The organism is Tumebacillus lacus (assembly GCF_026410385.1).
Classification (GTDB): Bacteria; Bacillota; Bacilli; order Tumebacillales; family Tumebacillaceae; genus Tumebacillus; species Tumebacillus lacus.
Window position 1 is genome coordinate 342,704 of the sequence record NZ_JAPMLT010000001.1, and the last position, 25,089, is coordinate 367,792.

Below are 25,089 nucleotides of genomic sequence, written 5' to 3' on the forward strand. Positions count from 1 at the left end.
AATTTCCAGATATAATAGGTCTAGAAGATTTTATAGTTGATAGAAAGAGGAATGGGTGTATGTTTTCAGAGATTCAACAATTTCTTCTTGCTTACAAGAAGAAGACGATCGAACTTCGGACGATACAGGAAGAATTTCGAATGATCGAGTATCGGACGCTCGCTGCGCATGTTCAAACGTTGATGGCAGACGGCCTACTAGAAGGAATGAAAGATCTCAACAGTCAAGAACCGCAATTGCCAAAAAAATATCGCGTTTCGCATACGAAGTTGCAAGGCGATTTCTTTGAACAACTGCGCAGCGAGCAAGTCAGGTTGCATCCGATGATCAGTTTAGACGCTTACTACAAACTCGGACGATCCGCTTTCCACGCCGATCTGCCTTGGATTCACCAGATTGACCTATACTTGCAGCATCGCACCGATTCAGTGTCGGGGATTCCAATACCCGAGGCTTCCTTTCACATGGTCGGCGATGAGAAGTGGTTGGAAGAGGGCGGTGGAGAAAAGACAATCAAACGCCTCGGACTCTCTCTGGAACAACTCGGGATCGTACAGATCCCGGAGCCGTTGATGATCGCCGTTCACAGACAGGCGGCTCAGCACTCCCGGCACAGGCATCTCATCATCGAGAACAAGACGCCGTTCCACGCTCTGCTTCAAGGGTTTCATCGTCAGACCTTTTATACGACCATGACGTTCGGAAGAGGAAAAACGATCTTGTCCAATATCGGGCAGATCGATCAGCAGACCGGGCTCGATCAACAGTGTGAGTGCGAGTTTTATTATTTCGGCGATCTGGATTATGAAGGGATTGGAATTTGGTATTCCTTGTTCCAATCGCGACAGGTACAGCCTGCTCTGGAGTTGTATCGGGAGTTACTAAAGAAACGTGCAGTCCCTGGCAAAGAGCATCATCGAGTGCAGGCAGAAGCTCTGCAAGCACTGTCGTCACAGTTTGGCCAGGACGAGGCGCATGTGATTCAAACGATGCTGGGCACAGGCCACTATCTGCCGCAAGAAGCGGTGACCTCCCGTGAGTGGGGGATCTATTGGGAGCGTGAAGCATGAGCGACCGAATGCAGGATCTGTTGCAAGGATTTGGGGAACGCATTCAACGTTTGTCGATCTTTGCCCCTTTATTTGAATTGAGCACAAAGCGAAAAACGGACCGGGAAGGCAATTCGATCGATTGGTTTTCCCTTGGTGTATTGGGATTGTTGTTTTTCTTTGAAAGCATGCTCACACGCAACCGCGACACGTCGATTGATGATCTCGGCGAGTTTTTGTATCAGCAAAATGCAGACGGTCCCATCCGTGAAGACCGCGAAGGGTTTATCAAACTGGCTCGTGAGATCGTCGAGGCTTTTCGAGACCCGACAGGTCAGCGCAAATCGTTCACGGTGTACGACTGGGAGACGCGAAAAGAGGAGACGTATTACTTTACGTTGCTGGATGTCAGGGACTACAACCTCAAAGAGAATCGCCAGTATTACCAACTGACAGACAGGGGATTGGAACTGGTGTTTGCCACAAAGGAGTATTTCAGCGAATATCAGATCTCCATCAACCAATTGGTCCTGCGAAAACAGCTTGAAAAAGGTGAGTTCAACAGCGCGTTGCGGGAGATCGACGAGATGCGTGTCGCGGTGGAGGAATTGCGCAAAAAGTTGATTCAACTGGGTCATGAAGTGCAACGGAACATCGTCTCGTCGGAGACTCAGGACCGGTACAGCCGACTCGTGGACGATATCACGTATCGGCTGGAGCGCGAGCAGGCGGAGTTTGCCGATCTGGAAGAGTTTGTCCGTACGGCCCGTCAAAAGTTTGAGTACGATCAGCAAGGGGAGAAAGAGCAACGTTCGTATCGGCTGATCGTCAAGATCGCCAATGAGCTGCATCAGGTGCATCATCTGCATCGGACTCTTTTGGATGAAAGCATCACGTTAAAGCGCAAGGTGTTGCACGCTGCGAAAGAGTCACTGTATCATGTCGGCCGGGCTTCGCTGAATTTTGATCAGGACCTTGTCTCCCGAACGGTCGCTTCCCCGCTTCCACCCAAAGCGGTGCACAGTTTGGTGCGCCCGATGGCGTTGTTGGATCGATACGCCGGGTGGTCGCCGTTGACGCTGTTTGCGCCGCAACGGATGGAAAAGCACGAAGAGCCGGATGAGGCGAGAGGCGAGTTTGCAACGGCGATCTCGGAAGAGGAGCGTCCCCCGTTTGTCAAACTCCAACGAGAGAATTTTATGAAAATAGCGGAGGTCGTGGATCAGTTCTTACATGGCAAAAAAGAGACGCGGCTTTCCGAGTTTGTCGAGTGGTTGCGAGATCAGCCGCAAGGGGTGGCGATGCTCGAACATCGTTCCTTTTATGAGTTCTGGCTGTTGCTGCATCAACGTTCGCCGCTTTTCCCCGGATCGGACCCGGAAGAAGCGGGACTGCTCGACGGTGTTGTCGACAGAATCGGGCGGGGAGAAACGCTCGTCGTCAAGGAGGTCGATCAGCTACTGAGACCCCATGAGAGGTTTACCATTCAAGAGATGATTTTGCGCAGGGGAGAGGAATCGAATGACGACGAGTCAGATGTATCATCGCGATGATGTGGAGCGCAGTTTCCGTGTGTTCGCTCAGTTGATGAGAGAGGGCAAGGTGGCACGCGAGCAGGACGGGTATCGCGATTATACGGTGCACAGCGCTGTGCGGGATCTTGCGGAACTGTACAGTGCGGAGGTCGATGCGGTCCTTGAGAAGACGAGCGATTATCTGTATTTGATTCCGAAGGTGACTGATTCGTATTTTCATATCAAAAACAGCCGGATCAGACAGTATCTCCCCACCGGGGCGACCAATCTCGATGTGTATCTGATGTATTTCGCGATCTTGGTGTTGTTTGGCGCGTTTTACAACAGCTATGAGAGCTCTGAGCCGACCCGTGATTTTTTGACGTATGACGAATGGATGAGGTTGATCGACGAGCGGATCAAAAGCCTCGCGGAACATCAGGCGGAGACGGAAGAGGCCAGTGAGGATCTGGAGTGGAACTGGGCTGGAGTGGTCAAGCGCTGGGGGGAATTGGATCATCTGCGCGAGAATGCCAAGAAATTGGACGCTCGGCAGAATACTCGTTTTGGTTATATGCAACGTTACTTCAATTTTTTGCAGGACCAAGATCTGGCTGTTGATCAGAGCAATCAAGAAATCGTGCTCACCGAGAAGGCCAAGGTGATCATCCAACGGTATTTTATGAACAAAGAATACAACCGCGGCATTCTTCAGTTCATGTACGAGTTTGATCAGGTGCAAGGGGAGGAAGAGTAAATGCCGGCGATATCGAAAGTTCGCTTTGCCAACGTTAATTATGAAGGGGGCAACAAGCGCTACAACGATGAGACGTTCATCTTTGACGGGCACAACGGGGCACTGCTTTTGGAAAACGGCGGCGGGAAGACGGTCTTTATTCAGACGCTGATTCAATGTGTGTTGCCCAACAGCACAATGGCGGAGCGCAAGATGCGAGATACGCTCGATGTATCGCTCGGACCGGCGCACGTGGCGGTTGAATGGATTTTGGAGGAATCGCCGCGCGAGTATTTCGTCACCTGCGTCACGTTTTACATGGGGCGGGATGGTTTGTCGTATTTGATGTACGCGTTTGACTATCGGGAAGGCAGTCCGCACGCGATCGGACAGATCCCTTTTGTCAAAGAGACAGCGAAAGGGAAGCGGGTGGCGAACCGGGACGAGATCCAAGAGTACTATGATCGCATGTCGCGGGACTATCGCAGCAACGCAGCGTTTTTCACGAAGCGCGGCGAATATATCGATCATTTGGAAGAGCGGTATCGTCTCGTACCTGGCGAGTGGGAGGCGATGTTGAAGATCAACGGAGCCGAGGGGGGCGTCGATGCGTTCTTTGACGGGTGCAAGACGATGACCCAACTCGTGGACAAACTGCTGATCCCGACTGTCGAGCAGGGACTTGCCAGCAATGGCACCCAAGATTTTTATAAGTTGTTTGAAAATCACCGCGAGCATTTTCGCGAATATATGGCGTTGGGCGAGCAACTGAAAGAATATCAAAAGATCGACGAAGAGCTGCAAGGCATCGTCGACCGATACCGGCAAACCGACATGATCGAACACGATTATCAGCGTTTGCAGGGCAAAGGCAAGACGCTGTGGTTGAACATGACGGCGGAACTGGAGCAGGTGGGGGAGCGGCTGGAGCAGTTGAAAGCCGAGCGTGATGACCTGGCAGTTGCAGAGGAGGCATGGAAGCGCCGGAAAACCGGGCTTGCCGTACTGGTCAAGAAGATCGCCTATGAAGAAAAATTGCGAGCGTTTGAGGCGTACCTCCCTGTCTATCAGCAGATTCAACTGGCGGAGCGGGATGCACAGGGACGTTTTCGCAGTCTTGAATACAAGCAGATGACAGCGGATGCCGAAGAGACGCAAAATAAGATCCTTTGGCACGAAGAGCAGTTGCGGAACATGGAGAGCGACCAGACGACGGAGAGCTTGGAACGCGCGCGCAGTGAATATCTGAGTCAGGCCGCGTATCTTTATCGGTCGATCTTGCAGACCTTGCAAGAACAGAGACAAGCCGCTCAGACTCGTTTGGAGGAGATCGAACGCGATCTTCGCGCAACGGAAGGGCAAGAAAAGCAAGCGGCCGACAAGCGAGAGGATTTGGTGAAAAATCGTTCGAAGTGGGAAACTTTGGTCGAGACTTTTGCAGGACAGATGAGCGAGATTGAGTCTGAGATTTTGATCGATCCCAAAGATCATGTTCTGCAACAGCGTGTCAAATGGTCTGAGCAACTGAAGGCGATTCAAACCGAACTGCCTCGGCTCATGAAGCAAAAGACAACAACAAAGCAGGAGAAAGAATTGCTTCGGGGACAGATCAAACGAGTGCACGAGGACTTGCTCGCGAGCAATCAGGCGTTGCACGAAGCCGAGTCGACGCTGTCCTTCTTTCAGGAGGAAGAGCAGCGAGTGCTGAGAACGCTGCAATCGGTGATGGACGATCTCTCCGAAACGCAAGGTTTGCATCGAAAGGAAGAGACGATTCGCCACCGTCTGGACGATAAGATCCATCATTTGGAGAAGCGGGTGGAGACGTCTCTGGAGAGCGAGCGTTTGGCTTATCGCTTTTACGATCTGTACAAGGAGAACGGCGTGTTCTCGGCAGACCCGGAATTGGAGCAATGGGTGGAGGGGGCGCTTAAAGACCTGCCGTCACTCGAATTGGGGACGCAGTATGTCCTGCGAGTCGCCGCTGAGTCTGGTCGGACGTTGAACGAACTGTATGAAATGTATCCGCTCTGGCCGATGACAGTCATCACCGCCGCTCACGATCTTGAAAAAGTCAAGCAACGTCTGAGTCATGGAAACACGTGGACTCATCCGATCCATCTGCTCACGACAGCACAGGCACATTCTTATCTGCTAGGAGTGTGGCAGGACCCGGCTTATTTGTTCACCCCCCGCCAATGGAAAGACCTGACGGAGCCTGATTCGTTCCGAAACTGGTTGGAAGAGCAAAAAAACAGAGCGACTCGTGAAAAAGAGCAACGAAAGATCCTCGAACAAGAACGTCAACAGGTCGCCAATCTCGCCCACAGCACCAAGCAGTTTTTTGCAAACTATCCGATGGATCTCATCCAGACCTGGCGGCGACAGCGGGACGAGGCTCTGCAAAAAGGCAAGGACAGCACTCGTCTTTTGGAGACTTTGGAATTTGACGAGGAGCGGATTGATGATGAGATGGAAACGATCATCAGTCGGATCGATCTGCTGAACGACCAAGAAAGAGATCTGACAGACCGGATTCGCAAAGCGACGCGCTGGGAAGGGATCGCTCAACAGCGGCAACAGACGCTTGTGGATTTGGAACAAGAGCGTGCGCGGTTGGCTGCGTGTGAAGGCGTTCTTGAAAACCTGAAACAAAAGATCAAACATTTGCAAGAAGAGCAGGCCGTCTTTACGGCAAGGGTGCAAGAGGCGAGAGGAAATGAACATGTGACGCAAGGAGAGGATCTGTACAAGCGGGTGCAAGACCTGACTCCGCAGAGCACACAAAGCTCTTTGCCTGTGTTAAAGGATCAAATCCGTGATCTGGACTTGAAATTGATGGGGATCAATGCGCGGAAGGAAGACATTGAGAACCGATTGATGCAATTTCGGGAAAGTCTGAAACGCATTCGTTCAAGTCTAGCTCACTATCTGGACGAATACGCAGATTGGATCGATCAAGAACTGGTGTTCGCCGGTGATCTTCTAGCGGCTGTCGAATCGGCTCAGGCCCATTGGAAGGACCGAAAAGAACGTTTTCATGAGGCTCAGATCAAGTATCAGCGATTGGATCAGGCGAGAGAGGATGCACGGAGAGGTTTTGATGTAAAAAAAGACTCGTACTTGGACAGATACGAAGTCGCATGGGACGGTACCGTGTTCGGAGATTCCAGCGTGGAAGTGATCGAGGAACAGTTGGAACTGGACCGCATTTCGATCCAAAACAGATCGGAGCAAAACAGTGCCGATCAACGAGAGGCGACCTCCTTACAAAAGGAGTTGGCAGGAGTCAAATATCAACTCGATCTGTTATCTCTGCAAAACGGTCACAGCATCGGCGACCCGGAACTCTCGGTCGTTGCGTTGAGCGAGCAGGAGCAGCGGGATTTCCCTTACCAGCGACTGAAATTTGTCAAAGTACTTGCCAAGCAATTGCAGGAGCAGAAAGACCGACTGCAAACGTCCGTCGATGCGCGAAACGGACAGATCGCGCAGTTCCGACGATATCTCGCACAGGACGTGCAGGAAGAGCGCGTGCGGCAACAGATTCTCGATGGACTGCGGGTCAAGATCACGTATCAGGATATCTCGGACTGGTCATCCGCCATGCACACTCGCATTCAGCAAGTGATCCAGATCGCGGAGCAACAGCAGCGGGAGAGCGACCAGCAAGTGCAGCATGTGATCTCGCATTTGCACTCCTACCTCAAAAACATCTGCCAAGAACTCAATGCGATTCCGAAGATGACCAAAGTCCGATTCGAATCGGGAGTCAAGGACATCTACGACTTCACCGTCCCGGAGTGGGAGGATGAAGAAGGGCTCTTGCGAATGCGCGCCCATCTGGAATGGATGATGAAAGAGTTGGAGAAAGACAAATACAAAAATGCCCAAGGCCATGAAGAAAAAGACAAGGTCAAGAAGCAGGTCGAGTCGTGGCTGCATCCCACGACGCTGTTGCAGGTGATCAACTCCGCGAACGCGATCAAAGTTCGTTGTCGCAAAGTGACCAATGACGGAAAAGTATCGGGTGCCTTCACAGAATGGCCGAGCACCGAACATTGGTCGGGAGGAGAGAAGTGGAGCAAAAACATGACCTTGTTCCTCGGCATCCTCAACTATTTGGCAGAAAAACGGGGTCATCTGCGGCCTGGTCATCTGAACCACCGCGTCGTCATCTGTGACAATCCTTTTGGCAAGGCGTCCAGCGACCACGTCTTGAGCCCCGTCTTTCACATCGCCAAACAGTTGGGTTTCCAGATCCTTGCGTTGACGGCGCACGCAGAGGGGAAATTCCTGCGCGATTATTTCCCGATCGTATACAGTTGCAAACTGCGTCCGACCAAAGATCCTTCCATTGCTGTGATGACAAAAGAGAAAGAGTTGCACACCGCCTATCTGCAAGATCATGCCCCAAAGTCGTTGGATCGCTTGGGCGAAGAGGAACAGTTGTCCATGTTGCTGTAATATTTACAGGCCCACTCTTAAGAGTGGGCTTCTTTTCGTCCCAGAAGGAATTGCAACAAAATTCGCAAATAATATAAGTCAAGCAACCGTGAAAGCGTTTGCACTAACAGACAGGGAGGAAACATCCATGCACTTCAAAAAAGCATTTGCCGTCCTCGCACCGTCAGTCGTCGCAGTCAGCCTGCTCGTCGAGCCTGCGTCCGCAGGCGTCATGATGCAAGGCTTCTACTGGGACGCCAGTGCCTCGGGCACCTCGTGGTGGAACAACCTTGGGAGCAAGGCGAACGAACTCAAACTGGCCGGTTTCACCGCCGTGTGGATTCCACCGGTGACAAAAGGCGCATCGGGCGGCTACTCAAACGGCTACGATCCGTTTGACGACTACGACATGGGCAGCAAAAACCAGATGGGCACCGTCGCGACCCGATGGGGCACGAGGGAGGACCTGCAAAAGTCTGTCGCCATGATGCGCGCCAACGGTCTCGATGTCTACGTCGACATGGTGCTCAACCACCGCAACGGCGACGACGGCTCGTGGAACTTCAAATATGCGGACGCATACGGCGTCGTCGGCAATGGCAACGGCCGCTTTGGCAAAGGCTACTACGACTTCCACCCTGGTTTCAAATCTCAGGATGCCAACGTCCCCAACGACGACTCGTCCTTTGGCCGGGATCTGGCGCATGACAGCGCCTACGTAGCAGACGGACTCAAAAAAGCGGGCGACTGGATGACCAAGTCCCTCGATATTCAAGGATACCGCCTTGACTACGTCAAGGGCATCTCCTACACCTTCCTGAAAGACTACCTCAACTACGGCGCAATGGCGGGCAAATTTGCCGTGGGCGAGTACTGGGACGGCAACCGCGACACCCTGAACTGGTGGACCTCGTCGGCGATGGGCAACCGCTCCACCGTCTTTGACTTCGCCCTGCGCGATGAGCTCGCCAGCATGGCGAACAGCGGCGGGTACTACGACATGAGCCGCCTCGACCATGCCGGACTGACCGGCATCAACCCGTCGCAATCGGTCACATGGGTCGAAAACCACGACACCGACGGGCACAACCCGATTTCCAAAAACAAGCACCTCGCCTACGCCTACATCCTCACCTCGGAAGGCTACCCGACCGTCTTCTACAAAGACTATTACAACTACGGCATGAAATCGACCATCGACAACCTGATCTGGATTCACGAAAAAATCGCGTCCGGCAGCACCCAGCAGCGGTGGAAAGACGGCGACGTCTTTGCCTACGAGCGCATGGGCGGCAACCATCTGCTCACAGCGCTCAACGACAATGGTTCCTCTGCGCGAACCATCACCGTCCAGACCGGTTTTGGCGCGAACGTCAAATTGCATGACTACGCGGGTCGAGGGGCGGACGTCTGGACCAACGGCAGTGGTCAGGCGACCATCACCATCCCGGCCAACAACTACGTTGCCTACTCCAAAGACGGCATCGGCGGCACCTTCGCGACCGCCAACTACGCGGTCACCCAAGAGTTCGCGGGCGCGAGCGACCTTGACATCAAACCAGCCGACAACACCCAACTGGTCACCGTCGGGCGCGTGTATGCCCAGTCGGGCAAGCCGATCACTGCCAACCTCTACTACGACGCGGCCTCCTGGACAGGTTCCACCTACATCTACCTCGAACTAGACGGCCCCACGGGAACCAAAATCACCTCGAACAACTTCTACACTTCGACCGCACAGCCTGGCACCATCACCTACACACCGACCAGCACCGGCTGGTACACCTTCAAGATCCGCAGCTACAACACGCCAACGGCGAACCAGAAGCCCAACTACTGGCTCAAAACCACCTACACAGCGCCCCAAAAGTAAGCCCCTTGGCCTTCAAAACAACCCGCCTGCCGCTCGGGCGATGCCTGAGTTGGCGGGGGGGGGGCCTTTCGAGGAGCGAGTTTTTCATAACATTTGTCATGAATGTCTGAGCGGGGGAAAGGCCCCCCCGTCAACTCAGACCACTCAGCAAGCGAAGACCGTCAGCCACAAATCCCCCTACATTATCACCCAAAAAACCGCCAGCCACGAGACCTTTCTCCCTCGCAACTGACGGTTTTTCTCCGTGACATTTCACGTATAGTCACATTTTGTATCGGAAAACCTAATGTTTGTCATTCTCACCAATCCGCATACGCAACTGAGTATTCCGCAATTTCAAAGGTCCTTCATCAAGCTCCACAGCCTTCAAATGCGGATGCGCCCAACACTCCATCTGCAACAAATCCGCAATCCCAAGCTCCTTCGCCATCTCTTCAGCAAACCGTTTGACTTCCTCGGTGGAGACCGTGCTGATCGTGGATACTGTCATCCGGCTCACCCCCTTGGTGTTGTGCCATTAGTATCTCCGCGAGGTAGACCGCTATGTTGATTGCTTTTTACCATTCGACTGGCAGACGATTCCTCGTCCACCATGATACAATGAGCCAAAGAAAGGGGAGTGGAACACAATGAAAATCTTAATCAGCAACGACGACGGCGTACTCGCACCCGGCATCGCCGCCGTAGCAGCCAGCTTGCAAACCATCGGTGAAGTCTTTGTCGTCGCCCCCGACCGTCAACGCAGTGCCGCCGGCCACGGCATCACCTTACATAAACCGCTCTACGTCGACGAAAAGACGCTCCCGAACGGCATCCGAGCATACGGCGTGAGCGGCACCCCTGCCGACTGCGTCAAATTTGGCATCGATCAAATCATGGGCCCTGCCAACAAACCGGACATCGTCGTCTCCGGCATCAACGCCGGTCCCAACCTCGGCAGCGACGTCATGTACTCCGGCACCGTCTCCGCCGCCATCGAAGGCGCCATCCAAGGCATCCCTTCCATCGCCGTCTCCCTGTGCGGCCATGCGCCGTATGACTTCACCCACGCAGCTACCTTCACCGCCACATTGGTCCAAGAAGTCATGAAAAACGGCTTACTCGCAGATACTGTATTGAACGTGAACGTGCCGGCACTCAAAGAGGGCCAGACGATCCAAGGCACCCGGATCACCACCCTCGGCACCCGTCGCTATCACAACGAATACGACAAACGCGTCAACCCCCGCGGCGTCGACTACTACTGGTTGGCCGGCGAACTGATGGACCTGCATCCCGAGCAAGGCTCCGACATCGAAGCCATCAAAGAAAAGCACATCAGCGTCTCACCGCTGCACTTCGACTTTACCAACCGGAAGCTGATCGACGCGCTGAAAGGGTGGACGCTCGACTGACAAAAGGAGGTCTCTTTGTATGGACAGCACGAAGCTCGTCACACTGGGCACGCAGACCGTCGCGGACCCGAGCGAATGGTATGAGGTGGTCGATTTTCTCAACCGCACCTGCAAGGAGCGGGGACTGGTCTTCGGCTTGACGAAGGGACAGGAAGAGGGTACATTTAACATAACCGTGTACGAAGAGCGGGACTGTTAATCGTACACAGCGAGACTTCCGAAAGAGAGTAACCCCCCATGAAAAAATACATCGGCTTGTCACTGGTCATCGTGCTGCTCTTGCTCGGCGGAGCGGTGTTTGCCATCCGCGAGATCACCTATGCGCAGTACACCGGAGCCGAGATCTCCGCCCAGCATGCGCTCGACACCACGCCGCTGGCGAAGATCGCCGAAGTGACCCCGTACACCGGCGGATTCAACGGCTTTCTGATCACCGGTCATGACGAACTCGGCCGTGATCTCTACGTCTGGGCAGCAGACGAAAAGGTCGTCGCCACCCAGTACGCAGACCAAGGGATGACCCGCGAACAGGCGATCGAAGCGTCCAAGCAACCGGTCTGGGCAGAACGACTCGTCCGCGAGACGATGCGTGAACAGGCCTTGCAGCCGGTCGCCGAGGTCGTGCAGGCGTTGCCAGGCCCGGTGCTGGCGAACAGCAAGGTCGAGTATCGCACCGCCCCGAGCCGCCATGTCTGGGAGATCTATGGCCGCTTTGCAAACGGCACGCCCGGCTACACCTACCTCGACTTCAAAACCGGTCAGGTGCTGTGGCAGATCGCGTTGCCCGAGCAGAACCAAGACGCGAAGTAACGTCACGTCACATAATGTCTATTCTTGTCACCTAGAAAACACCTCGTCCGTACCCAGCGACGAGGTGTTTTCCTCTACATTCCTAGGGAAATTCCCAGCATGCCTGTGCTATACTGACGGGGATGCTTTTTCGTTATGTAAACTAAAAATACCGTTCACATAGAAGGACGAGGAGGGATGTCACATGTCTCGAATTCGTATAGTTCCGGTCTTCGTCGTCCTCGCTGTGGCACTGTCTGTCTTGTTTGGCGGTTGGGAGCTGTACCGCAATTTCGGCTTGGTGCGCCCCCTCGAAGATACACTGCTGCAAGACAGCGCGGTCAAACGCGTCGAGACGATCGTCCAAGGTTCGGATCGTGAAATCAAGATCGAGATGAAACCGGTCGCCGATCTGCAGGTGACCTATGAAGCGCTGGAGGAGAAAGTCTACAACTCGCTCGGCACAAAACAAGTCAAGATCGACCTGCTCGACACTCGCGACGAAGGCCTGAAGACCTTCTATCGCGATCTGCAACCGACCCTGTACGCCGGGATCGCGCAAGGGGACTTCCCGGCGATGATCGAACGCGTGCAGGCTGAGGCTGGCAAAGCCGGTGTGGAGTCGAACCTGTCGATGAACGACCGCTATATTTTTGTTCAACTGGAAAAAGGGGATCACTACCTCTACGAAGTGTTGCCATATCAAGCGGTGACCGTTGAACAGCTGATGGGGGTGTCGTCGCTGTGAAGACCTATTTGAAAGAAGTGGTGCTCGGGCTCGGCTTTGCGACGCTCGTGTTCGTCGGCTTTACCTTCCCGGGCTATCTGTTCCCGTTTTTCCTGCTGTTCTCGCTGCTGTTCGCCGCGAGCGTGATGATCGAAAAAAATCGCAGTGCCGCAGCCGGCGTCACCGGCGAAGTGGCCAAATCGCATCAGATCGAGTTTCACCAGATCGGCGGCCAGGACATGGCCAAGCGCGAGATCATGGAGGCGCTTGATTTCCTCAAGCACCGTGACCAGATCCAAACGCTTGGCATCCGTCCGCTCAAGGGCCTGATCCTCTCCGGCCCGCCCGGCACCGGTAAAACGCTGCTGGCCAAAGCGGCGGCGACCTACACCGACTCGGCGTTTGTCGCCGCATCGGGCTCGGAGTTTGTCGAGATGTACGTCGGTGTCGGCGCATCCCGCGTCCGCGACCTGTTTAAAAAAGCGCGTCTGGCCGCGAAAAAAGAAGGCAAAGACACGGCGATCGTCTTCATCGACGAGATCGACGTGATCGGCGGCAAGCGGGGTAGCACCGGTTCGCACCAAGAGTACGACCAGACGCTGAACCAACTGCTGACCGAGATGGACGGCATGGGCACGACCACCTCGCCGATGGTGCTGGTGATCGCCGCGACCAACCGACTGGACATGCTCGACCCGGCACTGATCCGCCCGGGCCGCTTCGACCGTCAGATCAAAGTCGATCTGCCGGACAAGACCGGCCGACTGCATATCCTCGAGATCCAGACCAAAAACAAACCGCTGGCCGACAGCGTCGACCTGGAGCAGGTCGCTCGCGAAACGTACGGCTTCTCCGGCGCGCAGCTCGAGAGCCTGTGCAACGAAGCGGCGATCCTCGCGATGCGCGAAAGCAAGGAACAGATCGAGCAGCTGCATTTCCGCGACTCGGTCGACAAAGTGCTGCTCGGTGAGCGCACCGGCAAGCGCCCGCGTGAAGAAGAGCTGGAGCGCGTCGCCGTCCACGAACTGGGTCACGCGATCACCAGTGAACTGGTGCGCTCCCAGTCGGTGTCGCACATCACCATCGCCCCGCGCGGCAACGCGCTTGGATTTGTGCGCCAAGTCCCGGAGAGCGACGGCTATCTGTACACGTACGACCAACTGGTCAACCAGATCATCGTCGCCCTCGGCGGCACCGTCGCCGAAGAACTGATCTACGGCAACCGCTCCACCGGCGCACAAGGCGACATCCAGCAAGCGACCAACATGGCACGCACGATCATCGCCTGCGGTCTGTCTACGCTGGGCATCGTCGACATCGAGAACCTGCAAAAGAACATCCTCGATGAGGAGATCCGCCGCATCTTCGCAGAGATCTACGACCGCACCCGCGAGATGCTGTCCGTCTATGAAGAAGGCATCCGCACGCTGTCGGTCGACCTCGTCCGCGACGAGAACATGACGGGCGACGAGTTCCGCACGTGGCTGCAAGCGCAGATCAAGGAGCCTGTTTCTGTTTAAACAAAATATTGTTGCATCTTGCACAACTCTCAACTTGCCTGTAAAATATTAGCAGGCAAGGAGGGGGTGCATACTCATGAGAAACAGAAAACGCAACACGCCAGCCTTCACGTTCCTCGCATGGGCCTCGTTCGTCGCAGCGTTCGCCGCGATGTACATCGGCATCTGGACGTTGGAAGAGCCGCTGTCGGTTAAGGGATATTATGCAGTGACCGCGATGTTCTTGGTGATGTCGTCGTTTGTCTTGCAAAAGACGATTCGCGATAATCAAGAGGACGCGGACAGCATGCCGCCAAACTCTCAAAACACAGACCAGTAATGGTTGGAAGCAATAAAAGAGCGATTCTGCGACTGATGCGCGGAATCGCTCTTTTTCTTGTTTACAAACATTCGCTTCTTATATACGATGCCTTTTGCGAGTATTTCAGCCATGTGATCGGCAACTTCCTTATCTGTGTTCGGGAGAAGGTGCCCATACTGGACGAGCGCGACTGGTACTGGGCACGATGAAGTGGCTGGCGATCTACGTCAAGCGGGCTCGTACCTGCTGGAGCAACCGTATATGCGAAGCAAGAAGGTCGCTTCTGTGATCGACGGCATGATTTACGAACGGATGTGTGAGGAAGGCTTGGCAGAAAGCACGTACCACGTCTGACTTTGCTAAAAACGGTGGAGTTTTTTCAGAGTAAAATCAGAGTCATATTAAAGGGAATTGGAGTCAAGCCCTGTTACTATGATAGTATGAGGTGCTTGAGGGGAGACCTCAAGAGAGCGTCGGAAGACGGATAAATAAGACCGCTGCGAGACTGAGTGTGAACTCAGTCTGCTGGACACAGGCGTTTGTTTTCGTCCTTAGAGGAAAATGTCGAACAACGTGGAATAAATCACCGAATCCGAAAAAGGACGCCCCCTCCAGGACTCAGGCTTTGTTCCTGGGTTGTCTGCGCACTTGGTTGACTCGTGTTGCAATGGGGACATTAGGCCGGTGTCTTGATCCACAACATTTCTATAAGTAGCAGGAATTTGTTTATGAAAGTAGTATATAGTTTCTTGGTGGTTGCGATAAAAGGGAGTGTTCATATGTTCAAAAATGCAAAGGGTCTCATTGCCGGTATCATCATCGGCGCGGTGGTGGCCGGCACGGGTGTAGCGGCCGCAGACCAGACGGTTAACGCTTATCTTAGCTCGTTCAAATTCAAGTTCAATGGCGTGGAGAAGCAATTGCCGGAGGGCTACACGGTCCTCAACTACCAGAACCGATCCTACGTCCCTGCGCGCTTCGTTGCAGAGTCGATGGGCGGGAATGTGGAGTTCGATGTGGCAACAGGGACGGTCAATATTCATGCCAACAGCAATGAGCAAAACAAGCAGGAAATCAAAGATTTAGTCGGTATCGCGGATGTGTACCGCAGACTGGGCGACCTAGAAGACCACCTAGACGAGTTAAACAGTTCGCTTAGTTTAGCTTGGACGGGAGTTGAGTATCGCTATACCACCGAGGGGCTCGATCTATCAAAAAAGCGACATGAATTTACCACGAAGGTAATGATGGATTTCGCAACATATACTGATTCATATTTTTCTACTATCGGAGGTGAGTCAAACCCGCACTATAAGGCGATAGAACCGATTTACAAAAAATATCTCGATTCACTCATTGCTTTGGATGAATCTATTAAGGGTTTGCGGGCTTATTACGATACACGCAATCAAACATCGTACGATTATTATATGAGAAACCGTGAAAAAGCTTTAGACCTATACTCGGCTGCTGACCAAGAAACTGCGTTTCATTACAATGGTATCTTGCAATTGATTCGTAATAAATAATATCGCATAGGCGTTGTGTTAATGATTATGGGGTGTTACAATAACTACAATTGATAGCTTATCTCGAGCCTGCGAACGAATTGCACAAGCGTAACGCGCCGCCCGAGCCCCGGTAAACAACGCCGGGGCTTTTCTATTAGCAAAGGAGGTTCACATCATGTATGAAGGTAAAAGCGTAAAGCAAGTTACGGAAGAATTGAAAATGATATCAGAACAATTTTCGGAATCAAGAAAGGCAATCACTGAATCAATACGTGCGACATCTGAACAGATTAACCGCGCTTTTGAACCGATTAACGAAGGGCTACAGAACATAGCGCAGCAAATTGATCAAAGTTGGAGACAACCGATCATAAAAATGTTAGGCAGTATCGTCTTTTTTCCAGACCTTACTGAACTTGCAGAACGATTGCAGGAATCTGCAGGCGAGTACGAAAGCATCATGGATGCATACCCAGTTGCTATGGTGGCGCTGGGGTGGCCACCTGATCTCAATATACCGATGCCTATGGTGCCAGAGGTCGTAGAAATATATAACGATAAGCCAATAGATGAGGCAAAGGGAATTGTCTCGAAAATGATCGTGGACTTTTACGATGATGAAGAGGTGATAAAGCTAATTATTAGTACTTGGGGAAAATACGAGTGGCTTGCTCATAGGTATCCAATACTTGAGGATAGCGTAAATGCACACCTTGAAGGCAAGTATAATCTATCAATCCCCGCAATGTTGCCTCATTTTGAAGGTGTTGTCGTTGATTGGGCCCAAAAGGTAGGAAAAATGCAGAACGGGGAGCTCAAAGAATACATTCTTTCGATGAAATTGAACAATAAACGGGATCGTTTTTTAGTCGAGATACAAAAGTTCTTCATCGAAAAGTTGTTGGAAGGCTTTGAGCACGGTGCTCAACTTAGCGAACCCTTAAGTAGACATGCCATACTTCACGGAGCTGATTGGCGATACGGAACAAAGGAAAATTCGCTAAAAGTGGTTCTGTTTTTCGATTGCGTGATCGACTCAATTTCGAGACTGAGAGAAAATGGTGTTACTGCTAACCCAAGGCCCAAAAAGGTTAGGGAAAGAAGCCACAAGTCTAAAAATAGTAAGGTAAGAACGTAATATGCTGCTTTTATTGCTAATAAACCCCGCATGACAGGAGGGACTCTGTCATGCGGGGTTTTCTATCAGCGCACTTATATTTTTTTTACTTTTATTCCTTGGCCTTAGATGGATCTACAACCCCAAGGGTCTGTTTCAGGGCGTCCTGCAACACCTGAGAGAAATTCACGTTATGCTCTTCTGCCATGTCATTGAGCCACTGGGGGATGGTGAGTGTTTTCTTTACAGCCTTGTTCCTCATCATTGAGCGGAAAGGAATCATTCGTACTTCCACGTATGAAACGTACTCATTTTCACTCAACGTTTTGAGAAGAGATTCTAGACCAAATGGTTCGGGGATTTGTTCGCCATCCTGCTCCATACCGTAGATATGAAGTCCAAGTGCTTCTTTGGCGTTTTGATTCGCGGTTTCTGGATCGGATCCGCCGGTGTAACATCCGGGAAGCTCGGGAAATCTCACCGAGATACCGTCTTCGTCGCGGCTGCAGATCGCCCAGAACCAGTAGATATCTTTCATGCTGATGCGCCTCCTTTGTTCCGAGTGAAGCGGAGGGGGTTAGTCCCCCTCAACCTCGATCTCGGCTTGCTTCAGGATGTTCTTGACAGTCCCGAGTGGTGTGTCCTTCTGCGGGTGCGGCACGGTGACCCTGTTCTTCTTTGTGGGGTGCTTTAGTTGGATGTGGCTCCCAACTTGGTGGGCGATGCGCCAGCCGTCCCGCTCCAGCAGACGGAGCATCTTGCGTGAGTCTCTGTATTCTTTCATCGTGTCCCTCCTTCTGACTATAGTTTAACACGTGCTTTTGTACGTGTCAAAGAGGTGGCACGTGCGAATGTACGTATCAAGATGAGTCATCTCCCTTCAAGCCGCACTTCCATCGATCCCCTCTACCTTACATAGCTCCACCATGTGACAATCAGCATGAGGTGCGACCTATGTTGTTCACACCCATCAAGCCTATGCTACTCGGTATGCGGCACGAGGCTTTTGATGATTACCGATAATAGCATCTTGATAAAGACACTGAGAAATCAATAGTTTCTACGATGTAGATATACGCATAATGATATATAGCAGACAAATACTTCCCATCTTAAACTAAAAAATGTATTATAGTATAGGTGTTTCTAGATTGAAATAGGGAGGAATAATATTGGATAACGAGAAAAATATAGCCATTGCAGAGTTGGCTACTGTTTTAACTAACAACTCTATTCTTGATCCTCAATCGTTTGGACGCCAGGAAATTTGGGGGAAGATCCTTCTAACATCGGGCCAAAAACAATTGTGGGATGAACACGCTCAGTATCTTGTACCCACAAATGTGGATGACTGGGGGACAAAAAAAAAATAAGCAGTATGATTATCGTTTCACATCTGTTTATGAGATATTAAGAGAGGTTTATTCGGAAGGGGCGGAAGGGGCTTTCAACAAATTGATTGGAACGATTGCTTCTTTCATGGAGGTAGAAGATATTTGTTTTGGTCTCACTAAAACTCGAGATGAGATGGCGTGGGATAGAAAAGAAGTTCTGGAGAGATGCACAGATAACGGTTTTTCAAATTATATTACCCCTTTTCTGACGGATGATTTTAAGAAATTTGAAAATTGCATTCGAGTTTTGGGCTTTGATCTTGAGATTCTTCCCCAAAATATAATTGTAAGGCCTGCTATTAATGGAGTGTTTCAGAGGTCCAAAGATGTAAGTTTACTAGAGATCTGGCTTGAAAGGAATTATCGAAATTCTGCGGTCAATTACAGAGAAGCATTGAGCTCGGTATTGGAAGGCAATCCGATAGCTTGTATAACAGCATGTAGAAATATGCTAACGGGGGTTTATGAGCAGCACATTCAGCCTCCGAATCAACACTGGCACAACGGGTTATTTCATATACTTCCCGAGGAACTTGTTGGCACGGACACTTACTCTTCGATTCTAAATGCTGTACAACAAAGTAAAAAGCAAGGACTCCAAGCTGGATACAAGAGGTTTAACGTGGTTTACTCCTTGTATTCGCTTTTAAGTCACCTTGGTGCGCATCAAGCAGAATGTATCCCTATGTTAAAAGAGAAACAGGTATCAAACGAGGATGCCCTTTTATGTCTGCGCATGACAGAGGATGTTCTGATTTATACAATGAACCTACTTGGCAAGAATACTTAGCAAGCGTTACAGTGCAACCCATTTGTTTTACCTCCGTCTAGAGACCTTTTTAGGTCTCTTTTTAAAATTTGGTAGTATTATTGATTTACAAAAGGAAAGACAAAGATTCAATCAAGATAGAGGTATGACTGAGCTGTGAGTGGAATTTTACACATAAAGGAGTGAGTGCTTTGGATATATCTAAGACGCTTCCACTAGTTTTCTCGATGGCTGCAATGCCGTTCTGGAGTCTCCCGTTCTGCTGGTATTAAAACAAGGTGGGAAATCGTTCTCGGTATCACTCGGCAAAATGCGACTAGTTAATTGGGAGTTGTGATATTTTTTGAAAACCATACAGTTGCGTATTCTTACGCGGATCGTTTGTTGCGTGGTAATGGCTGCTACCTATTGGAAGTTCACCCAAGTTATGTTTTCTGAAACCGATCGACTCTTTTATTCCATAGGTTATCCGTTGCTTCTGCTCCTGCCGGCCTTCTTGATTGGTGCTGCGTTGGAACGCTTTATCTTGCAACGCAGAAAACCTTGGGGTCTCGTGAGTGCTAGCCTGCTGTTTCTCTTCTTCTCGCTTGGCAACATCCTGAATGCCGATGTGGAAACGGTCTCGTACTCCAGACCCGTCCCCATCTTACCTCAAGAGGTTTCGGCTTTCCTTCAAGATATGAAAGAAGACCTAGATGGCATCCACGGACGCTTTCAAGCGGACGCCTCTTCCGTAGAAGGGTTGTTAGACCCGGATGCACTGACCAACCCGATGATATTTGATGAAGTACGGGAACTGTTTCCAGCTTTGAAGGTTTCCCTCAATTTGTATGACAGCGAGATACATCGTCATTATAATGTCACCTTGTCCGAGAAGTCTGAAGCACTCGATCTCGATCCAAAGTTGCAAAAAGAGATGTGGTTATTTGTACAGCATGCTCGTCTTGACGTGTTGCCGATGGAGGAGCAATTTATCGAACTCCAGCATCAGGAGTTAGCTTTGTTGGAGGAATACTTCGTCTTTATGGAAGATCGATTGGGTCAGTTCACTGTGGTGGACGGAGAGGTGATATTCGAGAACCCCGCCGACCATGCCAAGTATGAGTCCTTCATCGACCGCTCGGAACAGCTGCTGACCGATGAAAGTGAATTGTTCGAGGATTCCGGAGAATAAAATCTTTCGAGTCCTTCGAGACGCGTCAATTGGCGCGTCTTTTTTGTGGATAGATGTTTCGTACAGAAAAAAGGGAACCTTTTTCACTCCCGGTTGTTCTAATCAGTACCAACCAACAAAGGAGGTACATCACGTGCCGCAAGAAGCGCTCGTCCGGTCGGCTCAACGAGGCGACAAGGACGCATTCGTCCGCTTGGTCAAAGATGCGGAACTCACGATGTACCGCATCGCCAAGTCGATGGTCAAGACAGACGAAGCCTGTGCGGACGCTTTGCAGGAGACGATTCTGAAAGCGTACGGTTCGCTTCGCTCTGTCAAGGAGCCGCGATATTTCAAGACCTGGCTGGTCCGCATCCTGATCAATGTCTGCAACCAGATGCTCCGCACGAACCGCCAAGTCGTCCTGATCGAAGAATGGATGGACACGCCTGCTGCTTCCACCTCGTCCTACGACAAGGTGGAGATCCAGGAAGCGGTCGATTCGCTGGAAGACGATCATCGGGTGATCGTCACGCTGTATTATTTTCATGACCTGAGCATCAAAGAGATCGCGCAGTCGCTGGACATTCGCGAAGGAACGGTGAAGTCGAGGCTGAACCGGGCGAGGGGCAAGCTCGCGAGATTCTTTGGGGTGAATCAACGAGAGGAGGGACTATCATGAAAAATACGACGGTAACGGAGCAAGAACTCCCGGAGATCGTCCGCCATCGAATCGACGAGACGCTCGCGTCTCTGCCTGCTAGCAGACGCAGCGTGAACCCATCGCGTCTGCGCAATCGAATGGTGCTCTCCGCCGTCCTCGCGTCTTCGGTCGCCTGCTTGATGGTCGTCGGCTTTACAGTGCCGAGTTTCGCTGAAGTGTTGCGGGAAGCCCCGGTGATCGGGTCGGTGTTCAAACGGGTCGGCGACGCGCCTTTGCAGTCCGCTCATGAAAAGGGAATTGTCACGGAGATCAACCAGAGCGCGACCGACCAAGGATATGAAGTTAACATCACGGAGGTGCTCTTCGACGGTTCGCAACTGTCGATCGGCTATGTGCTCTCCTCCGACAAAGTGCTGCCGGAGCAGACCAATCCGCACACCTATATTGAAATCAATGGCGAGCGCCTTGGCACGTACGGCTCCAGCGGTACAGGAGACAGGATCGACGCTTACTCGTATGCCGGACTCGTGTATGTGTTCCCGGCTGCGACGCTGCCCGAGAGCTTCGACTTCGGACTGACTTTCCGCCAGTTCGGGGACATCAAGGGGAAGTGGGCCTTCACTTTTCCTGTCAAGAAACAGACCGCGGGCAACAAGGTCATCATGCCGATGCAGGCAAAAACGTACGGCGACACCACGATCTTGATCGAAAAGGTCTCGTTCGCCGCTACGGCTACTGAGATCGTCGGGCGGACCATCCAGCCGAGCGCAAAGGGCGAGGCGGGTCTGGCGGGCCTCATGGAGTTTGAAGTCGTGGACGACAAAGGGAATCGTCTCGAACAGATCAGCCGCACAGGGAACGGTGACTGGTTCAAAGGCCTGTTCGAATCTGTGACAGACTTGCCGCAATCAATCACGATACGGCCCGTTCGCCGACATCAAACACAGTTCGATGCCGCGACGATAAAAGGGTTGGAGATCACGATACCCGTTGAACAGACAGAAAAACTGTGGCGCAAATAGAGAAAAAAAGCAGAGACCTAGGGAGGGGTCTCTGCCAAAGAAGGGTATGGGGTACAAACAAAGCGTGAGATTCACAAAAGGGTTAGTTCGATGCGTCTCGTCTCCCTGGGGGAGGGAGCGATAATTTAAGTATAGTGTACAGCTTTGCAACGTTAAAGCGGGAAGTGCAGGGGGATGTGGTATTGTCATTGATTGAAACAGTCGGTAGGGAGAGTACAAGGCAGTGACTGCTTTAGCCTTTGCCTATTGATACCTGCTCGAACCGCCTACGAAAGAGCGATGCCGCACCCCACCTACGTGCACATCGCTCTTTTTTCCTGTCCCCGAAAATGGGCAGGCCCCAGTAGGCCATCGCCTTTCCACTGCTGGCGGACGGGACATAGAGTATAACAAAACCAAGCAACACACCAAGTCGCAACGACGCTATCGACGCGAAACCACACTGAGAGGAGGAATGAACCATGTACGGTACTTTTGGTCCCTACACCCAATGGGTCGTCGTGTTTCTGATCATCTTCGTCTTGTTCTTCCTGTTGGTGCCTGGTCTGGGCGGCTACGGTGAAGGTCACTCTGTTCGCTGACGAAAACAAAAAAATACGAAAAGGGGTATGTGAAATGTACGGTGTATTCGGTGCTTACACGCAATGGGCGGTTGTGTTCTTGATCATCTTCGTGCTGTTCTTCCTGCTCGTCCCGGGCCTCGCTGGCTACGGCGCGTAAGGGAAACGGCAAACTCGCAAAATTCTGAGAGAGGGGGATGGTTTCATGTACGGTGTATTCGGACCTTACACGCAATGGGCGGTTGTATTCCTGATCATCTTCGTGCTGTTCCTGCTCCTCGCAGGAACCGGCTACGCAGCTCCGGTTCAAGGCAAATGCGGCTGCTAACTCGGTGACACATCCAGAAAAGCCCTGACCTGATGAGGTCGGGGCTTTTTTGGTTATCCTAGGGTGGACGAGCAAGTCAGGGAACGTGAAGGAGGGTCAGCTTTTGAACATCAACAGTGTGGGGATCGTCGGCGCTGGCACGATGGGGATCGGCCTCGCGGAGATGATCGCGGAAAAGGGTCTCGACGTCGTGCTGATCGACAAGTCGGAAACCGAGCTGAACGCCGCCCGGGTGGGGCTGGAGTTGTCGCTCGACCGGCGTCTGACCAAGTGGGGGATCACGGAAGCGGAAAAAAAGGGCATCCTCTCGCGCATCCGGTTGGCGAGCGATCTGACTCATCTCGCCGAATGTTCGCTGGTGGTGGAAAGCGTGTGGGAAGTGCTGGAAGATAAAATCCAAGTGCTCCAGCAGATCGAAGCGGTCGTCGGGGCGGAGACGGTGATCGCCTCCAACACCTCGACGCTGTCGATCACGGAGATCGCCGCCCAGATCAAGCATCCGGAGCGCGTGATCGGGCTGCATTTTCATTACCCGCCGCTGCAGCGTGATGTGGTGGAGCTGGTGCGCGGGTTGCACACGTCCGAACAGACGGTGGACGATGCGATGGCGCTCGTTCGCGAATTGGACAAGACGGCCGTCCGGGTGTTTGAGTCGCCGGGTTACATCACATCGCGCCTGATGATGCCGCTGATCAACGAGGCGACGCTGATCCTCGCGGAAGGGGTGGCGACGTCGGAGGACATCGACCTCGCGATGAAGGCGGGGTATGGATTCAGCCACGGGCCGCTGGAACTGGCCGATCGCTTTGGTCTGGACTCCTGCCTCGACATCCTGGAATCGCTGTTTCACGACACGGCCGACCCCAAGTACCGTCCGGCCGCTTATCTGCGCAAACTGGTGCGAGCCGGACATCTCGGGATCAAGTCGAAGATCGGATTTTACCGCTATGACGAAAGCGGCGAACGACTGGAGGGCAGGCGATGAAAATCCTCGTGCTCAACTGCGGCAGTTCCTCGCTGAAATACCAACTGTTCGCGATGCCGGAAGAGGCGGTGCTGATCAAAGGGACGGTCGAAAAGATCGGCAGCGACGACGCGATCCATGCTTATAAAACGGACGGGCAAAAAGGGGAGACGGTCTCCGAGATCCTCGACCACCGCGAGGCGATCCGGCAAGTGGTGGCGGCGTTGACTTCCCCCGAGGTCGGGGTGCTCAAGGAAGCGGCGGAGATCACGGCGGTCGGGCATCGCGTGGTGCACGGCGGCGAACGGTTTTCACTGTCGACGCTGATCAACGGCGAGGTCAAACAGGCGATCCGTGACACGTTCGACCTCGCGCCGCTGCACAACCCGGCCAATCTGCTCGGCATCGAGGCGATGGAAGAGGTGTTGCCCGCCGTGCCGCAAGTGGCGGTGTTTGACACGGCGTTTCACCAGACGATGCCGATGGAACATTTTCTCTATCCGATCCCCTATGTGCTGTATCAGCGGCACAAGGTGCGTCGCTACGGGTTTCACGGCACGTCGCACCGTTATGTCACCTCCCGTGTGCCGGCGCTGGTCGGACGTGACGTGACGGGGTTGAAGGTGATCTCTTGCCACATCGGCAACGGGGCGTCTGTGGCAGCGATCTGGCGGGGGCGTTCCATCGACACGTCGATGGGCATGACGCCGTTGGAGGGGCTGATGATGGGCACCCGCTCCGGGGACATCGACCCGAGCATTCACGAGTATGTGATGGAAAAGGAAGGGCTGACGTTCGACGAGCTGAACTCGATGCTGAACAAGCACAGCGGGTTGTACGGCGTCTCCGGAATCACCGGTGACATGCGTCAGATCGTCGAGGAGCGGAGCAAAGGCAACACGCGGGCCGGGGTGGCGTTTTCGATGTACACGTATCGCATCCGCAAATACATTGGTGCGTACGCGGCGGCGATGAACGGTGTGGATGTGATCCTCTTCACAGCCGGGGTCGGGGAAAACAGCCCGTTGCTGCGCCGTTCGGTGCTGGAGCGGCTGACCTATTTGGGCATCGAAGTCGATGATCGGGCCAACGAAGAGGGCAAGGGGGAGCGGCTGATCACGACGCCGAATTCCAAAGTGGCGGTGTGCGTGATCCCGACCAATGAGGAATTGATGATCGCACGGGATACGAACTCTCTGGTCACTGGCTTGTCCACGACTCCAGATCGTGATAGTATAAGTTTTGATACATAAAAAGG

Annotated in this window: 25 protein-coding genes; 22 read left to right on the forward strand and 3 right to left on the reverse strand. The window is 52.6% G+C overall.

All coding sequences use genetic code 11. The features are described 5' to 3' along the window. The first annotated feature begins 59 nt into the window (after positions 1-59). The 5 genes from OS242_RS01815 (at position 60) to OS242_RS01835 (ending at position 9,618) form a co-directional block, all read left to right on the forward strand. Positions 60-1,070 (forward strand): Wadjet anti-phage system protein JetD domain-containing protein, encoded by a 1,011-nt coding sequence (locus OS242_RS01815; protein WP_267149946.1) that lies wholly within the window; start codon positions 60-62, stop codon positions 1,068-1,070. Next, positions 1,067-2,602, forward strand: a complete 1,536-nt coding sequence (locus OS242_RS01820; RefSeq protein WP_267149947.1) for a replicative DNA helicase — start codon at positions 1,067-1,069, stop codon at positions 2,600-2,602. Before OS242_RS01815 ends, OS242_RS01820 begins: the two co-directional genes overlap by 4 nt. Further along, positions 2,571-3,320, forward strand: a complete 750-nt coding sequence (locus tag OS242_RS01825) for a DUF6063 family protein (protein ID WP_267149948.1) — start codon at positions 2,571-2,573, stop codon at positions 3,318-3,320. Before OS242_RS01820 ends, OS242_RS01825 begins: the two co-directional genes overlap by 32 nt. Further along, positions 3,321-7,766 carry a coiled-coil domain-containing protein gene (locus tag OS242_RS01830; protein ID WP_267149949.1) on the forward strand — a complete coding sequence of 1,482 codons (4,446 nt, stop codon included), beginning with the start codon at positions 3,321-3,323 and terminating at the stop codon, positions 7,764-7,766. 127 nt (positions 7,767-7,893) lie between these two features. Continuing rightward, positions 7,894-9,618 (forward strand): alpha-amylase family glycosyl hydrolase, encoded by a 1,725-nt coding sequence (locus OS242_RS01835; protein WP_267149950.1) that lies wholly within the window; start codon positions 7,894-7,896, stop codon positions 9,616-9,618. A gap of 283 nt (positions 9,619-9,901) precedes the next feature. Here OS242_RS01835 and OS242_RS01840 read toward each other — a convergent pair whose 3' ends face one another. Then, a complete protein-coding gene (locus OS242_RS01840; RefSeq protein ID WP_267149951.1) occupies positions 9,902-10,108 on the reverse strand; it encodes a hypothetical protein in 207 nt (68 codons plus the stop codon). 139 nt (positions 10,109-10,247) lie between these two features. Here OS242_RS01840 and surE point away from each other — a divergent pair, with 139 nt between their 5' ends. From surE to OS242_RS01885, 9 genes are all read left to right on the forward strand, one after another. Next, positions 10,248-11,012, forward strand: a complete 765-nt coding sequence (gene surE / locus OS242_RS01845) for a 5'/3'-nucleotidase SurE (protein WP_267149952.1) — start codon at positions 10,248-10,250, stop codon at positions 11,010-11,012. A gap of 19 nt (positions 11,013-11,031) precedes the next feature. Further along, the gene (locus tag OS242_RS01850) at positions 11,032-11,211 is read left to right on the forward strand and encodes a YpmA family protein (protein WP_267149953.1); all 180 of its coding nucleotides are present in this window, start codon (positions 11,032-11,034) and stop codon (positions 11,209-11,211) included. Positions 11,212-11,249: 38 nt separating this feature from the next. Then, positions 11,250-11,822, forward strand: a complete 573-nt coding sequence (locus OS242_RS01855; RefSeq protein ID WP_267149954.1) for a hypothetical protein — start codon at positions 11,250-11,252, stop codon at positions 11,820-11,822. A 184-nt stretch (positions 11,823-12,006) separates the two neighbouring features. Next, complete coding sequence (locus OS242_RS01860; RefSeq protein WP_267149955.1) at positions 12,007-12,549, forward strand: hypothetical protein; 543 nt, start codon at positions 12,007-12,009, stop codon at positions 12,547-12,549. Next, the gene (locus OS242_RS01865; protein ID WP_267149956.1) at positions 12,546-14,048 is read left to right on the forward strand and encodes an AAA family ATPase; all 1,503 of its coding nucleotides are present in this window, start codon (positions 12,546-12,548) and stop codon (positions 14,046-14,048) included. Before OS242_RS01860 ends, OS242_RS01865 begins: the two co-directional genes overlap by 4 nt. Before the next feature lie 76 nt (positions 14,049-14,124). Beyond that, positions 14,125-14,367: a YiaA/YiaB family inner membrane protein gene (locus tag OS242_RS01870; RefSeq protein ID WP_267149957.1), complete on the forward strand. Its 243-nt coding sequence runs from the start codon at positions 14,125-14,127 to the stop codon at positions 14,365-14,367. Between the two features lie 192 nt (positions 14,368-14,559). Next, on the forward strand, positions 14,560-14,703 hold the full coding sequence (locus OS242_RS01875) for a hypothetical protein (RefSeq protein WP_267149958.1): 144 nt from the start codon (positions 14,560-14,562) through the stop codon (positions 14,701-14,703). Between the two features lie 374 nt (positions 14,704-15,077). Next, positions 15,078-15,878, forward strand: coding sequence for a stalk domain-containing protein (locus OS242_RS01880; RefSeq protein ID WP_267149959.1), 801 nt, complete (start codon positions 15,078-15,080; stop codon positions 15,876-15,878). 157 nt (positions 15,879-16,035) lie between these two features. Next, positions 16,036-16,998 carry a hypothetical protein gene (locus OS242_RS01885; RefSeq protein WP_267149960.1) on the forward strand — a complete coding sequence of 321 codons (963 nt, stop codon included), beginning with the start codon at positions 16,036-16,038 and terminating at the stop codon, positions 16,996-16,998. Between the two features lie 91 nt (positions 16,999-17,089). Here the strand turns inward: OS242_RS01885 and OS242_RS01890 are convergent, their stop codons facing one another. Continuing rightward, positions 17,090-17,515: a type II toxin-antitoxin system HicB family antitoxin gene (locus OS242_RS01890; RefSeq protein WP_267149961.1), complete on the reverse strand. Its 426-nt coding sequence runs from the start codon at positions 17,513-17,515 to the stop codon at positions 17,090-17,092. 39 nt (positions 17,516-17,554) lie between these two features. Continuing rightward, entirely contained in the window at positions 17,555-17,761 is a 207-nt protein-coding gene (locus tag OS242_RS01895; protein ID WP_267149962.1) for a type II toxin-antitoxin system HicA family toxin, read from the reverse strand. 388 nt (positions 17,762-18,149) lie between these two features. Here OS242_RS01895 and OS242_RS01900 point away from each other — a divergent pair, with 388 nt between their 5' ends. The 8 genes from OS242_RS01900 to OS242_RS01935 all read left to right on the forward strand — a co-directional run bounded on the left by OS242_RS01900 (position 18,150) and on the right by OS242_RS01935 (position 25,084). Beyond that, a complete protein-coding gene (locus OS242_RS01900; RefSeq protein ID WP_267149963.1) occupies positions 18,150-18,350 on the forward strand; it encodes a hypothetical protein in 201 nt (66 codons plus the stop codon). After that, entirely contained in the window at positions 18,325-19,161 is an 837-nt protein-coding gene (locus OS242_RS01905) for a hypothetical protein (RefSeq protein ID WP_267149964.1), read from the forward strand. The genes OS242_RS01900 and OS242_RS01905 overlap by 26 nt, the downstream gene beginning before the upstream one ends. Before the next feature lie 322 nt (positions 19,162-19,483). After that, the gene (locus tag OS242_RS01910; protein WP_267149965.1) at positions 19,484-20,314 is read left to right on the forward strand and encodes a hypothetical protein; all 831 of its coding nucleotides are present in this window, start codon (positions 19,484-19,486) and stop codon (positions 20,312-20,314) included. A gap of 133 nt (positions 20,315-20,447) precedes the next feature. After that, on the forward strand, positions 20,448-20,975 hold the full coding sequence (locus OS242_RS01915) for a sigma-70 family RNA polymerase sigma factor (protein WP_267149966.1): 528 nt from the start codon (positions 20,448-20,450) through the stop codon (positions 20,973-20,975). Beyond that, positions 20,972-21,979 (forward strand): DUF4179 domain-containing protein, encoded by a 1,008-nt coding sequence (locus OS242_RS01920; RefSeq protein ID WP_267149967.1) that lies wholly within the window; start codon positions 20,972-20,974, stop codon positions 21,977-21,979. The genes OS242_RS01915 and OS242_RS01920 overlap by 4 nt, the downstream gene beginning before the upstream one ends. Positions 21,980-22,744: 765 nt before the next feature. Then, on the forward strand, positions 22,745-22,867 hold the full coding sequence (locus tag OS242_RS01925) for a hypothetical protein (RefSeq protein ID WP_267149968.1): 123 nt from the start codon (positions 22,745-22,747) through the stop codon (positions 22,865-22,867). 103 nt (positions 22,868-22,970) lie between these two features. After that, complete coding sequence (locus OS242_RS01930) at positions 22,971-23,852, forward strand: 3-hydroxyacyl-CoA dehydrogenase family protein (RefSeq protein ID WP_267149969.1); 882 nt, start codon at positions 22,971-22,973, stop codon at positions 23,850-23,852. Then, complete coding sequence (locus tag OS242_RS01935; RefSeq protein ID WP_267149970.1) at positions 23,849-25,084, forward strand: acetate/propionate family kinase; 1,236 nt, start codon at positions 23,849-23,851, stop codon at positions 25,082-25,084. Before OS242_RS01930 ends, OS242_RS01935 begins: the two co-directional genes overlap by 4 nt. Positions 25,085-25,089 lie beyond the last annotated feature (5 nt).